8 protein-coding genes and 3 pseudogenes are annotated in these 14757 nt (G+C 34.2%); 6 read left to right on the top strand and 5 right to left on the bottom strand.

The genetic code is table 11. The annotated features are described in order from the left end of the window. The first annotated feature begins 477 nt into the window (after positions 1-477). Complete coding sequence (murB, locus tag CHV_RS00710; RefSeq protein WP_034576425.1) at positions 478-1512, top strand: UDP-N-acetylmuramate dehydrogenase; 1035 nt, start codon at positions 478-480, stop codon at positions 1510-1512. A 127-nt stretch (positions 1513-1639) separates the two neighbouring features. Here murB and CHV_RS00715 read toward each other — a convergent pair. Next, positions 1640-2395: pseudogene (locus tag CHV_RS00715) on the bottom strand (glycoside hydrolase family 25 protein). Between the two features lie 131 nt (positions 2396-2526). Here CHV_RS00715 and CHV_RS00720 point away from each other — a divergent pair. Both CHV_RS00720 and CHV_RS00725 read left to right on the top strand, forming a co-directional pair. Further along, complete coding sequence (locus CHV_RS00720) at positions 2527-3402, top strand: IS982-like element ISCca4 family transposase (RefSeq protein ID WP_034576256.1); 876 nt, start codon at positions 2527-2529, stop codon at positions 3400-3402. 452 nt (positions 3403-3854) lie between these two features. Next, complete coding sequence (locus tag CHV_RS00725) at positions 3855-4322, top strand: deoxycytidylate deaminase (RefSeq protein WP_084303093.1); 468 nt, start codon at positions 3855-3857, stop codon at positions 4320-4322. A gap of 388 nt (positions 4323-4710) precedes the next feature. On the opposite strand, the gene htpG is transcribed toward CHV_RS00725, so the two are convergent. Beyond that, a complete protein-coding gene (gene htpG / locus CHV_RS00730) occupies positions 4711-6522 on the bottom strand; it encodes a molecular chaperone HtpG (RefSeq protein ID WP_034576428.1) in 1812 nt (603 codons plus the stop codon). Between the two features lie 495 nt (positions 6523-7017). Here htpG and CHV_RS05100 point away from each other — a divergent pair. Beyond that, a pseudogene (locus CHV_RS05100) lies at positions 7018-8430 on the top strand (IS5 family transposase). Between the two features lie 33 nt (positions 8431-8463). Here CHV_RS05100 and CHV_RS00745 read toward each other — a convergent pair. Continuing rightward, a pseudogene (locus CHV_RS00745) lies at positions 8464-8763 on the bottom strand (IS5 family transposase); the annotation flags it as partial. A gap of 262 nt (positions 8764-9025) precedes the next feature. Here CHV_RS00745 and CHV_RS00750 point away from each other — a divergent pair. Both CHV_RS00750 and CHV_RS00755 read left to right on the top strand, forming a co-directional pair. Continuing rightward, on the top strand, positions 9026-10825 hold the full coding sequence (locus CHV_RS00750) for a hypothetical protein (RefSeq protein ID WP_130721361.1): 1800 nt from the start codon (positions 9026-9028) through the stop codon (positions 10823-10825). 196 nt (positions 10826-11021) lie between these two features. Next, entirely contained in the window at positions 11022-12476 is a 1455-nt protein-coding gene (locus tag CHV_RS00755; RefSeq protein WP_034576433.1) for a sodium:solute symporter family protein, read from the top strand. A 95-nt stretch (positions 12477-12571) separates the two neighbouring features. Here the strand turns inward: CHV_RS00755 and mnmE are convergent, their stop codons facing one another. Both mnmE and truA read right to left on the bottom strand, forming a co-directional pair. Beyond that, positions 12572-13933 (bottom strand): tRNA uridine-5-carboxymethylaminomethyl(34) synthesis GTPase MnmE, encoded by a 1362-nt coding sequence (gene mnmE, locus CHV_RS00760; RefSeq protein ID WP_034576435.1) that lies wholly within the window; start codon positions 13931-13933, stop codon positions 12572-12574. Next, on the bottom strand, positions 13930-14685 hold the full coding sequence (gene truA, locus CHV_RS00765; RefSeq protein WP_034576437.1) for a tRNA pseudouridine(38-40) synthase TruA: 756 nt from the start codon (positions 14683-14685) through the stop codon (positions 13930-13932). Before truA ends, mnmE begins: the two co-directional genes overlap by 4 nt. Positions 14686-14757: the final 72 nt, after the last annotated feature.

A 14757-nucleotide genomic window follows, 5' to 3' on the forward strand; every position in this document is an offset into this window, starting at 1 on the left:
TAGAGTGGCATAGATGGATTAAGATTTGGATAAAACGTATGAAGACCCTGGAATATAATATAATAAAAATAACTGAATTATATATTTTTTTTCTATTAAATTAGCATAGGTTAACCCCACTTTTTAGCAGCGGGTAATCTAGGGGTAACACTTATAGTGGACGGAAGCATTGGGATAGAAAGGTAAGGGTTTTGGTGCCTTGTATTTAATTTTTATTATTTGTCTACATGCAATGCTCTTTTTCTTTTAAGCAGAGCTAAAAAACAAGTATCGTGCATTTCTCTAAGAGAGGGTCGGGTTGTATAATAGCTAAATTGTAAGACAAGGGAGGGCCATATAAAATCAACTGTAGATGCTAAATGATCTAGCAACCAACCTATTTTACCACGCTCTAGTCCTTATCTAAAATGGAAAATGGCTTACTTTTGTTGAAATAGTACATCAATTATAGACGCGATAAAACTACACAACTTTACCATGTATTGCCTCAACAATTACCCCTTACAATCTTTAAATAGCTTTAAGGTTCCAGCATATGCAGCCCATTACATTCGGCTTGATAGCTTAAAAGATATAGCGGATTTTTATACTGCGGTAGATATAAGAAAAAGACCTTTATATATACTAGGTGGTGGTAGCAATACATTATTTGTCAGAGACTTCCTTGGTTATATACTGCATGTTCAACTATCAGGTATTGAAATCATAGAAGAAACCCACCATAAAGTTCTGATTAAGGCAGCTGCAGGTGTACCGTGGCATAGGCTTGTTTTATTTTGTATCAACAAAGGATATGGAGGTATAGAAAACCTATCGTTGATTCCAGGTACAGTTGGTGGCGCTCCGATACAAAATATAGGCGCATATGGTATAGAACTTAAAGATGTATTGGATACTGTTGAAGCCATTGCATTATCTACTGGTCAAAAAATAATTTTTAAATCTTCAGCATGTGGATTTGGCTATAGAACAAGCTTTTTCAAAACAAAATGGCAAAATCAGTATTTAATTACGCATATCACCTTGGCTTTACATAAAGAAAAAGTTTTTGCTATAAGATATGAGGCCATCCAAGCTATGTTGGAAAAAATGAAGGTTAACCAGTTGTCATTTAAAGCAATAAGTGACGCAATTATTGCCATTCGAAAACAGAAACTACCAGATCCTACTATTTTGGGTAACTCAGGTAGTTTTTTTCAGAATCCATTGGTCTCTATAGGACACTATCAATCGCTTAAGCAGCAATATCCTTCAATAATTGCCTTCAAAACGGAAGATAAAGAACAGATGAAAATTTCAGCAGCTTGGCTTATAGAAACAGCAGGTTTTAAGGGATTCCGTAAAGGAAATGCAGGGGTCTATAGCTCACATGCGCTTATACTAGTAAACTATGGAGGCGCTACTGGTAAAGATATTGTAAGCCTAGCCAATCAAATCAAAAAAAAAGTAAAATTTCAATTTAATATCACCCTAATACCAGAAGTTAATATTGTAAGTGGTGTAATTAAATAACGTCAATTGAGGGGTATGTCGCATCTGTAGTTGATTTTGTATAGGTCTCCACCTTGAAAAAGTGCATTAAGATTTGCTTTAACACAAACGCGATAGCCCCCCCATAAGCTGCTTATATACAAATGGCTCAACCATTACATTGCATCTTATTTAGATCTACATTATCTTGAATACCTCCAACACGCCCTGTATTAGAATATTGCCATATTTTCCATTCTTTCCAACCATTTGGTAACTCATTTGATGATGGTGGTGTGTTTCGGTATCTAGCAATCCACAGCGGACACTTTTTAACTATATCAGGAGTGTTTTTTACATGTTGATCCCAAAAATTTTGTCTTGTTTATATGAAAGGAGTTATGTTTATCTCCTTGAGATACCCAACACTTTCTTCTACTACGCTGCTCACTAAACTATAGTCTGATCCATCTCTTTCCTCTATATCTAACGCTATAATTGGCTTATTATTAGCCAATTTAGTCTGTTCAGTTGATTCCTGTGCTTTTTGTATTTGGCCTATAAAATTATCCATTTGATCCTTAGCCGAACTTGAGCCAAACCTTAGGAAGTGATAGGCACCAGGTTGAAAGCCTGCAGTACATATATTCTTATAGTTTTGTATAAATTTAGGATCTTGATAGGTTTTACCTTCTGTTGCTTTAGCAATAATGAAAGCTTTATTACTATTACTAGGCGTTAGTTGATTCCAGTCGATATCTCCTTGATGATGAGATATGTCTATTCCTTCTTGGTATTCTGTTATTATTTTTTGTTGAGATATCATATTATTTTTTGGATGATAGCTGCATCCAGTTAAAGGTAATATAAAAAGGAAGCTGGCCCAAACAGTTGAATGATAGCAATAAATAAATAGTTGTTTCATGGTTTAGTTTACATTAAGAATATTAATAACGTCAGTTTTGGATTAGAAATTAAGAAAAGAGTATAAAAAGCTCCTTTGTGTTTTAAATTTGTGGGATTGAAAAATAATCATAAAAACCAAAGGAGCCGGATATGAATGTATCAAAATTAGTTGAAATATATTACGCTGTTGATGAATTTCTTATAAAATTTATGCCTTATATGGAATCACATTTGTTACCTACTTCAGATAGAAAACCTACTAGAACATGTTCACTGACTTTGAGCGAAATAATGACAATATTAATTGCTTTTCATGTAATTGGCTTTAGAAATTTTAAGTTGTATTATATTCATTTACAACAATTTCATTCTAATGACTTTTGCAAGTTAGTAAGCTATAGTAGATTTATATCCCTAGTTCAAAGAACAGTAGTTCCATTTTACTTTTTTTCTCAAAGTCTTTCTAAAACGAGAACAGGCTGTTATTTTATGGATTCAACCGCTATAAAGGTTTGTAATATAAAAAGAGCTTATGCTCATAAAGTATTTAAGACAATTGCTAGTAAAGGTAAAACTACTACTGGATGGTTTTACGGAATCAAATTAAACTTGATTGTCAATGATTTAGGAGAAATTATGAATTTTTCTCTTACTACAGGTAAGTCCAATGATAGATGGCCAGTAGAAAACTTATGTAAAAATTTGATCGGAAAAGTATTTGCTGATAAAGGCTACTTGAGTAAAGAATTATTTGAAAAACTTATGGGAAAAGGCATAGAACTGATTACTCAAATCAGAAAAAATATGAAAAATGCTTTCATGCCTATCTGGGATAGGCTAATGCTTCGAAAGAGATCTATCATTGAAACCATTATCGATCAGCTTAAAAATATTAGTCAGATAGAACACTCCAGGCATAGAAGTATACCTAATTTTATTGTCAATTTAATAGCTGGTATTACAGCTTATTCACTAAAAGAGAAAAAACCGGCTATAGATAATATATATACAACTGGTTTACAATAAGTCTAATCCGAAACTCACGTTTAATAAGTACAAACTCTAATCGTTAATGCTTAAGTATAATAAACATTTACAATAATCACAAGTCTGTTGCAATAGATCATTAAAGCATAGGATATAAAAACGGTCTTTATTTATGTAAGAATTTTACCTTGTCTGTTCCTAATTATTGATTTTTTCATATAATCGTTTTATGCTTATCCAATCAAATAGTGGTATACTTCCCATAATATCAAAAATTACAAATTGAGCATCATATGATCCATCTATTACAACCATCTCGTTCTATGAATAATGCATCTGTAGTGTGATATATTTCTATTAATTTTAATAGATTTATGGTTGGCTACTTTTTTGATTTGGTAGAAATATTGAGCGCTAAACGTAAAAATAGGCAAAAGCTGTGTAATACTATTTTTTATCCAGCTCATCATTCGTTCAGGTGTAAAAAATTAATGATGCAAAGACCTACATTCGATCATATTTTTATGTCGCTTGCCATTCACTTGGCGGAACGCTCCCATTGTGTTAAAAAAAAAGTGGGCGTTGTATTAACAAAAGAGGCTCGAATTATTTCCACAGGATACAATGGTCCTCCAGAAGGCACCTATAATTGCGATGAAATATGGCCTAAAACAGGTTGTGCTCGGAATATAAAAGGGAGTTGCTCTTTGACCATTCATGCAGAACAAAATGCTATTCTTTATGCATTAACCCATCATATCAATGTAAAAGATGGTGTCCTTTATACGACCCTTTTGCCTTGTCTATCTTGTGCCCGTATGATATTTAGTGTAGGTATTAAAAAAGTAATATATAAAGATGCTTACGCAGCCTATAAAAACTTGGATGATGAAGAGGGGTTAAATTTTTTAGAAGCATTCGGCGTCCTCCTAGAAGGATATGACCCATATAAAATATAATGCATTACGCAAATAAAAGGCTCGGTAAAATTGCGGATTGAGAATGTTGCAGTGGATATTCCATGAAAAAAAACAAGCCGAGTATCGCGCCGCTACAACCACTTTACCCTTGTTCCTTTCCAGGCCTGGGGGATTCAGTAGGAGCTAGCCGTACCGGCTTGCCACTATAAATTTAATACTTTTTATGGTAACCAAAAAATTGTTGGAGCGAAATAAGTGAATCCTGTTGTAATTTTTGGGCTCGTTAAAGCAAAAAGGCTTCTATTAACTCTCCTATGGTTGGAATAGATTTTAGTTCTAAGGCCCATAAGCAAATATATAGGCCTCTTCATTATAAGAAGAGGCCTATATATTTGCTCTTGAAAAGTTCAACCGATCTACTAGCTAATTATTCTTCTAATAATTTATTTGTGTAATTTTTTATAAATCCAGCTAGCCATTTCCCTTCTAGCAACCCTTGCGCCAGTAAGGCCAATTGATAGCTCTGTTCTACGAGTGCTTTTTGAACAGTTTCATCACTAGTAGCTAAGATTTTTTTAGCCAAGGGATGGTTTCCGTTAATGGCTACATCCATAGAGTGGAAATGCTTTTGTTTTGCTTCATTTCCTTGTGCAAATTGGGTCATACGTTTCAAGTGTTCAGAGGTAATAAAAGCCACAGGCAACTCCTCTGGTAGCATAGATGCTACCTTCCAAGTAGTTTGTTCCGCACCAATCGTTTTTTCATAAATAGACTGTAAGGTTTCACTTTCTTCTTTTGTAAGGGTATTTTCAGTGATCGCTTCTTTTTCAATTAGGTTACCGATGGTATCGGTGTCAATAGCTTTGAGTTTGACTTTATCAAATTTGTATTCCACAAAATTGATAAAGTTGGTATCGATCGGGCTATTTAGGACCAATACATCATATCCCTTTTGTTGGGCCGATTGTATGTAGACAGCATGTTTTTTAGGGTCTGTTGTATAGAGCAAAACCAAATTTTCGTTTTTATCAGTTTGATTTTTAGCCATTGCATCTTTGTATTCAGCTATGGTATAGTAATGGCCAGTTGTGCTTTCCAAGAGAACTATTGCTCCTATCCTTTCATCAAATTTAGGATCTCTTATCATACCATACTTGATAAAAAGGGAGATATCATTCCACTTAGCTTCATACGCTTTACGGTCTTGTTGAAAAAGGGCTTCTAACTTTTCGGCTACCTTTTTAGCAATGTATGTGTTAATTTTTTTTACATTACCATCTGCTTGTAGCGCGCTTCTAGATACATTCAGCGGTATATCTGGTGAATCAATAATACCATGTAACAACTGTAAAAAGTCAGGAATAACTTCTTTTACATCATTGGTAATAAACACCTGTCTTGCATAAAGTTGAATGGTTTCTTTCTGCTCAAAATAGTTGGCTGTTTTAGGAAAGTAGAGTATGCCTGTTAAAGTAAATGGATAGTCAATGCTTAAATGGATCCAAAAAAGTGGATCCTCCGCAAGAGGATAAAGCGCTTGATAAAACTTAAGATAGTCTTCAGATTGTAAATCTGCTGGTCGTTTGATCCATAGTGGCATCGGATCATTGATCACCTTTTGATTAAATAGGATTTCTATCGGTAAAAAGCGACAATGTTTGTTTAAAATAGCTTGAATACGTTCTGGCTTCAAAAATTCTTCAGCATCTTCTGCAAGATGCAAAATTACTTCTGTACCTACTTCACTTTTTTCAGTAGAATATATTTCGAAATGGGTGCTACCATCACAACTCCAATGGGTTGCTTGGGCGTCCACTTGATAAGATTTTGTAATAATTTCAACTTTTTTAGCTACCATAAAAGCTGAGTAAAAACCCAGTCCAAAAAATCCAATCAATTGATTTTCTCCTACTTTGTCTTTGTATTTTTCTACAAATGCAGTCGCACCAGAGAAAGCAATTTGGTTGATATATTCTTTGATTTCATCAGCTGTCATACCTAATCCATGGTCTTTAATGGTCAGTGTTTTAGCAGATGGATCAAGCAGTACTTCTACTTGTAGCTTATCAGTAGCGCCCTCATAAAGGCCCATAGCGCCTAGCTTTTTAAGTTTTTGTACCGCATCTACACCGTTGGCTACCAATTCCCTCAAAAAAATGTCTTGATCGGAATAAAGAAATTTTTTAATAATCGGAAAAATATGTTCAGTATGTACCGATATGGTTCCTTTTTCGTTCATGATTGCTATTACTTTAGGTTAAATGTATGTATACTGTATTGGTATCTGGCCAACCATTTGCAGGGTATCTAAGTGTTAGGATTTTATCCAACCATATTGGTTATAGCTTTGTTCCGTGATAGCCCAAGCTTTGCCCTATGGGATTCCATATGCATGGACCAAAATCATAAACTTATACCCATACTTTGCTATATAGCTGGAACAGTATGGATGTTAACTTTCAAACAAACACCATGCCAATTTATTCAAAGTAAGGATTTTTACAGTAGTATATGCAATAGATAGATTAGATGGTTTGTTCCTATTTATGTTTATTGACTCTGAAATGGGGAGTTATTGCATATATAGTTGATTTTGAAGTAGGACTAAACATCTAAATAGTCGGCCCTGAAATACCATATAATTATTTGTTAATCAGCAAATAAATGGTTAAATTTATATATGGTTAATAACCAGTTTTTAGGTTGTTTTGTATAAAAAGCTTGCAAAATAAGGATGAAATCTAAGAAAATAAATAATAGCCTTGAGCGTTTGTTTGAGCAACGCTTATCTAGTTTTCTCAACCCGAAACATCCATTATTCCAGTTATCTGATTCGATTCCTTTTCACTCCTTATCATCAGATTTAGACCGCGGTTTTAGCTATGGACCTGGTCAACCTCCTTTGCCTATTCGTTTAATTATAGGTCTTCTCATTATCAGTCATATGTATAATATTTCTGATGAACAAGTAGTGGTTAGATGGGTAGAAAACCCTTATTGGCAATACTTTTGTGGATATGATTATTTTCAGTTTAAGATGCCTTGTAACCCCAGTTCATTGACCCGTTGGCGCCATAGATTAGGTCAAGAAGGTCTCAATAAGATTTTATCTATGACTATAGACTTAGCGCTAAAAAAAAAGTACTGACCCGAAAGAACTTAGAAAAGTTAATATACTGATACTACTAGTAATGGAGAAAAATATACCGTTACCCAACTAGACTCTTCTTTGCTTAATAAATCCAGAGAAAAATTAGGTCAGTATAGCCAAGAAAACAGGTATTAAACTGCGTCAAACTTATCAGCGTTTAGGTCTATCTATCAAACGTAAAGTTGATTGCTATGCTCATGCTAAACAGTATAAACGTTTATCTAAAAGGCATTAAAACATTAAAAACCTATCTTGGTAGAGTAGTCAGAGATGTAGAACGTTCTATACAATCCTCTGATGATCTAATACGGAATCAATTTACCAATCTACTATCTATAAGTAAAAAACTTATAAACCAATCAAAAAAAAGTAAAGATAAAATTTATAGCATCCATGAACCATCCGTCTACTGTGTAAGTAAAGGTAAGTCTAAACATCCTTATGAGTTTGGTTGCAAGGTACAATTTACAGTAACGCATAAAAAAGGTTTAATTGTTTCAACAGAAGCAATACATCCTAATGCTTACGATGGCCATACTTTGCAGAAGAGTTTATTACAAGCCGAGCAATTATCTGGTACCAAAGTAAAGTATGCTTTTGTAGAATAAGACCTACGGGTAATAATATACCTGTTAGTGAATGTAATATATTTATAAGTGGTTACTAAAAGGGGAATAACGCCTGCTACTAAAAAAAGCTAATAAAAAGAAGATCTTCTATTGAACCGCATATTGGTCATATGAAATCCGATGGTAAATTATCTGTTAACTATTTGAAAGGTATTCTAGGAGATAAACTTAACGTTATTTTATGTGCTATTGCTCATAACCTACGACTGATTACAAGAAAGTTATTCTTAACACACTCACAATCACATAAATTAAAACCTATATAATTAAAATTCTTAATCCAAAACCAGTTATACCTATATCTTGGGTAGGAAAAATAGAGCGCCTGCTAAACCATAAATATTGTAAAAAAAGATCCATTCAATAAATTTATTCAAAAATAATATTTCAGGGCCGACTAAGTAGAATCAATCATAAGCCATTTAAAATCAGGATTATTAATTAGTCTCTCTAAGATCCTTTCCCATATACCATTATCTCTCCAGCGAGAAAATCTACGATGGGTGTTTTTCCAATCCCCATAGCTAGATGGAAGATCACGCCAAGGAGATCCTGTACGTAAAATCCAAAATACTGCATTAATAAACAGCCTATTATCTTTGGCAACAGCTCCCCAACCTCCTTGTTGACCTGGAAGTAGAGGTGATAAAATAGACCATACTTTGTCTGAAATATCATGACGGTGAATCCATTTAGACATCTTAGGAATATAATTGATCTTATTAATTTAAAAATATAATACGAACTACAAACCTAATATACAAAATATTTCATGACGACACTATCTAAGGGCAGATACATACTTCGGGGGAGGTTAGTTGGGGTTTTATTTTGTTATATTGCATTAATGCCATGCTTTTTTTTGGTTAAAAAACTTTTTTAAAAATATAGCTGTAAATTTTACTTATTACTATATGATAAATCAAAATCTTGAATGTTTTACACATTTAGTTAATAATCGTATGTCAACTAAGATCTATCCCAAATGTTTTAGTCTGGTCTTAAAAATCTATATAGCTTTCTTTTTTGCTATGAGTGGTTGTAGTATTGAGTGTAATAGGGATTATATGAAGGTTTTGGCTAATCCTAGCTATTCTAGGAATACTAGGGCTTCCCCCTATAGTCGTAATCGTATCTGTAATTCTACATCTATAGATTCGTATAGTATTCTCCCTGAACTAGAAAAAGAAGTAAAAAAAGTTGTGAGTGATTATAAGATTTATAAAAAAGATCCTAAATATTTTCAGGATTTTAGCAGAAAACTTCTCCGTTACGAATCTATACTGGATGACCAGTTTGGTTATATTCACATGTACGAGTGTCTTAATAGCTTAAATAGTAAATCTTTTTCTGAAAGGTTTAAGGATCTAATACCAAAGCTAGATGAAAACTTCATAAAAGAACTAAAAAAAAAATTATGTCTATTTTATGAAAAAATAGAAGAATGTAAAAAGCTTATAAATAGTCAATCAATAGAATTTAATTGCTTATCAGAAAAAGTAGATATGCAAAGACAAGACATATCGGAAAAAATAAAAATAAAATATGATAAAGAGTTGCGATTAATAGATTTATACGCAAAAGATCTACGTAATAAAGAATTATCATATAATGATAAAGTCAATGAATTGGTTAATAAATTACAGGAATTTCGTAATCAGGAACAAATAAATCAAATAATATTAATAAATAAAAAAGAATACTTGCAAAGTGAATTAAATAATCTTACTAAAGAAATAAATAATCTTACTAAAGAAATAGATAATATATATAAATGTGGAAGTAAGCTACTTATAGAAACAACAGAAATGATAAAAAAATTTCGAGAAAATATTGTAAATGATAAAGAATATTTTAATGACGCAATATTAAAAACATGTAGGATAGAAGAAAATATAGAAAAAAAAATAGAAATAATAGAAGAAAATATAAAAAAAATAAGTTGTTCTGGAGAGCTAATACAGCTAAACGAGTTAAGTAATGGCATAAAGTATATACTATCTAATTTAGATTTATCAATTGGAAGAAAAGTTTTTTCTATAGCACTGCGATATCGTTCTTTATTGCTTGCTGAACAAGTGATAGAGACTTATAATAGTTGCTCATATAATGATTTTTTACCCGATCTAGCGCATAATATATTGTATGATAAAAAGAATAATGCAATGCATGATCTACGCGTTAATTGGACTATATTTAAAAGGTTACTGTACAAAAATAAAATCAATATAGATATAGATACGCAACTCGATGGGGAATGCTCTAATGTCAAGGCTATGCTGAATATGTTCTTTGAAAAAGATGATATGGATTCAGCATCTAAACTCATAGCTTATTCTACAGTAAAGTTTAACGAAACTACATATCCAAACCTAATAAAATTATTAAATCATTCACCTGCTTACTGTCTAATAACGCTATTCCAAAGATTAATGGAAGCGAATAACTATTTCGATGAAAATTATACAAAACATGTAAATAATTTTCTAAATCACATAGGCAAAAGTGAAAGATGTGCTTGTACTATTAAGAAGTCCAATTACATCCCTATTTCTACCTTCGACACTCCTCCTCCTTCTCCTCCTCCCGAACCTGACAAGCCTTCTCCAATGTGCGTCTCTTGTGCTTATGATAAAGCTAAAGCTAAAGCACTATGCGAAAAACACAACGATAGTGCTAACTACAATATAAACTCCAATACTTCTTTAAGTAAGTTTCCTATGTCACGAGGTAAGTTTACCATCAGTGAAGACGATTACTAGCCTATCGAAAATTTTTCAGACTTAGATAATAACTAACTAACAAAAAGTAAGTTTAGGCAATCAAATCAATAAGAGTAAGATAAAATAAAAAGTTACCTCAATATTGCATATACCGACAGGATGACTTACATTTTAGCCTAAAAATACCCTGCTATGTGATCTTTATAAAAACGTAAAACTCTATTTCTAGTATTTAATGTCATTGGGAATAACTTTACTACTAATAGTATTATTTTTGTTACTTACCCTAGTCATAGGCCTATCTTCTATTAAAGTACGTAAAAGCTTTCGGGAATATGCTGTAGGTACAAAATCTTTTTCGACTTCTACGTTGGTTGTTACGCTATTGGCTACTTACTACGGAGGAGGGATATTCATCCGTAGCGTGACTACATTTTCTTCTAGTAGACTTTTCTGGATTGTTTGGCAGCTTTTTGTAAATAGCTTTATTTTTTTGATCATTAGTTGGTTAGCAGGCCATATGGGTAGATATATCTATCATCTGTCCATGGCTGAAACAATGGGGCGTATCTATGGAAAATACGCAAGGATTATTACTGCTTTACTGAACATCCCTTATCTGATTATTTTTATTGCTATACAAATTAATGTTATGTCTCAGGCTATAAACATTTGTATCTCTTCCAATGCATATACCGTTACCATAGTGGCTACAGTTATTCTTTGTTTATATACAATGTTTGGTGGTATTTACGCAATTACTTTTACCGATGTATGGCAATTTATAATTTTTTCTGCCATCATATTTATCCTAACGTGGTTTACTTTTAACCATTTAGGGAAATCAACTGTTGAAATCCTCTCTTTTTTGCAAACGCATAAAAAATTTGATTTAACCATGTCTAATATCTTTTTCCCATTTAAAAATAAGTTATTGCCTATACTCTACTACCTATCCACGATAGCCTATATAGAGCCTTCTATTATGCAGGTGGTCTATATGTCTGCTAGCCCTTCCCAAGCCAAGAGCGTATTTCGATATGCTGCTTTTATTTCCTGTATTATTATGGGGTGTATACTCTTAATAGCTTTATTTGTCTTTGTAAAGATGGTAGATATGCCTAATATAGCTGTTTTCGACTATATGCTATCTAGTAGCTCTCCCAACTTTAGGGTACTGATTTGCCTTTGTTTGTTGGCTATGGCTATGTCTACGGCAGACTCTAAGCTACATACCTCTGCGATTCTGATCATTTATGACCTATTGGGGAGTATATGTCGTACTAAAATGGGCTCTGAAAAGCAGATTCTATTGACGCGTATTACGATTCTAGTGATATCTATATTTGCTATGCTATTACTAATTTTTGATCATTATTCTCCTTATTATGATTATATTTTTCGTCATATAGTTGGCTGTCTTGTTCCGAGTATTCGCCTATACGCAGTTGTAGTAGTGGCGCCATTTATTTTAGCTGTTTTAGGGTTTCGTACTCGTTCGTCTATTGTCTTGATGGGTATGGCTATAGGTCTATGTACCCTATATATTTGGGATAAATGGATGGGGCCTATGGTAGGACCAAACAGTAGTACCTTTGTTTCTATAGTAGTCAATGGGTTATCCATGTTAGCGGTCCACTATTTATGGCCCAGGCGAAAGGATATACAACTACCCAATGATAATCCATAATGAAAGAATCTATTCCACCTAAAATATTAGTTAGGTATGTCAATCTGCAATTTGGTAATTAACAAAAGGGCGTAGTTATTGAACCAATGTGGCCATTACTTTCCAATGCAAAATTTAGAGAAAATATCGCCCAGCACTTCCTCTGTCGTAATTTCTCCGGTAATTTCTCCTAGTGGCTGTAGGGCACTGTTTAGATCTACAACTAGTAACTCATTCGATCGTTTTTGCTCCAGCCCAATTATAACTGCTTCTAGGGCTTGTTTACTTTTTTGCAACCGATCGAAGTGGCGTGCATTGACCACAATAGTGCCGACTCCATCGGTGGGCTTTTGTGCGATCTGTCTCAAAAGTTCATCTTTAAGTGGCCCTATACCTTTACCAGTTTGGGCAGCAATCCACAAATACCCTTTAAATGGTTCTAGATCAGCAGATGGGATAAGATCCATTTTGTTGCCAACTTTAAGTAATGGAAATCCTTCTAAACCCAAAGCAATCAGATCTTCCTCTGCTTGTCTAAGGCTCGTATTGGATAGATCTACCAAGTAGAGTGCTACAAAGGCTTTGCTTAATTGTATTTTGGTCCGTTCGATGCCTATCGCTTCTATCCCATCTGAGGTCGTTTCGCGTAAACCAGCTGTATCTACAAACCTAAACCGTATACCCCCTAAGTGTAAGGTTCCCTCAATGGTATCCCGTGTAGTACCTGCTATAGGTGAAACAATGGCCCGCTCTTCTTCCAATAATCTATTCAATAATGTTGATTTGCCTACATTGGGTTTACCAACAATTACTACAGAAACCCCCTGTTTGATTGCATTCCCCATTTGAAAACTATCTATCAGCCTATTTAAAGTTTCAATAACTGCATGAGCCAATTTTTTTAAATCTGCTCTGTCTAAAAAGGCTACGTCTTCCTCTGCGAAATCCAGTTCTAGTGCCAACATAGCTGCAAAATGGCGCAACGATTTACGCAATCCTGCTAAAGCTAAAGAAAAACCACCCCGCATTTGATGAAACGCCGTTTGGTGGGCTAGTCTGCTATCTGCTGCAATTAAGTCGGCTACCGCCTCTGCTTGCGCCAAGTCAAACCGACCATTTAAAAAGGCCCTCTTGGTAAATTCACCTGGTTCAGCTATGCGGACACCTTGTGCTACAAGCAGTTGTATCAGTTGTGTGACAATAAAGGGAGCGCCATGACAAGAGATTTCTACTGCATCTTCTTTGGTAAAAGAATGAGGAGCTATAAAAATCGAAACCAATACTTCATCAATTTTAGCTTCACCCTTTTGAATGACCCCAAAATGAATGGTATGAGAAGCTTGTTGGGTCAGGTCACTGCCCCGAAATATTTGGTTGACGATGCCAATAACACCCTGTCCAGATAGGCGTACTACTGCAATCGCACTCACTCCTTGTGGTGTAGCAAGTGCTACAATAGGATCTTGGTTATGATTCATTGGGTTTGTATAAATAATCTTTCTGGATACCCTACTTCCACCAATGTTAAGCCATCTGGTGGCATCAAGGTAAGCGTGGGACGTACCCTAGGTTTTTCTTTAATCAGTTGCTTTAAGGTAGCTATATCCATTTTACCAGTCGCTACTTTAAGGATCGTACCTACAATGGTTCGAACCATACCCCGTAGAAAACGATTGGCTTTGATCTGAAAAATAATTTTGTGATCCATCTGCAGCCAAGAAACTTTTTCTACATTGCATACGAATGTTTTTACGCCATCTGTTTTTTTACTAAAAAATTCAAAGTCGGATTGTAAACAAAATAAAGCTGCAAGCTGATTTAATAAGGCAAGTGGCGGCATACGGCGTAGCCAAACCGATTGCTCCCTATAAAGAGGATCTTTTTGGGTAACAATGGTATAGGTATACCTACGGTAACATGCATCAAAACGGGCATGTGCATCCGATGCTACAGGACGAATAGCTGTAATGCTGATATCAGATGGCAAAACCCTATTAAGCCTATAGGTCAAATCAACAAGATCTATAGGCAGTATGTGGTCAAAATGGGCAACTTGTTGCAGGGCATGGACCCCTTTATCCGTTCGACTGCTCCCTGAAATAGTGATAGCTATAGATAGTAGCTTGCCCAGTGCGGTTTCTACTACTTGTTGTACAGAGGGCCCATTTTTTTGTACTTGCCAGCCACTATACGCTTTACCAAAATAGGATAGGTATATAAAATAACGCATAGGATGCTTTGGTGTGGTCTATAAAACTTAATTTTTTGTTAAGTTAAGGGTTAAAATCTATCATAGAAGTAA

The organism is Cardinium endosymbiont cBtQ1 of Bemisia tabaci (genome assembly GCF_000689375.1).
In the GTDB taxonomy this organism is placed as follows: domain Bacteria; phylum Bacteroidota; class Bacteroidia; order Cytophagales; family Amoebophilaceae; genus Cardinium.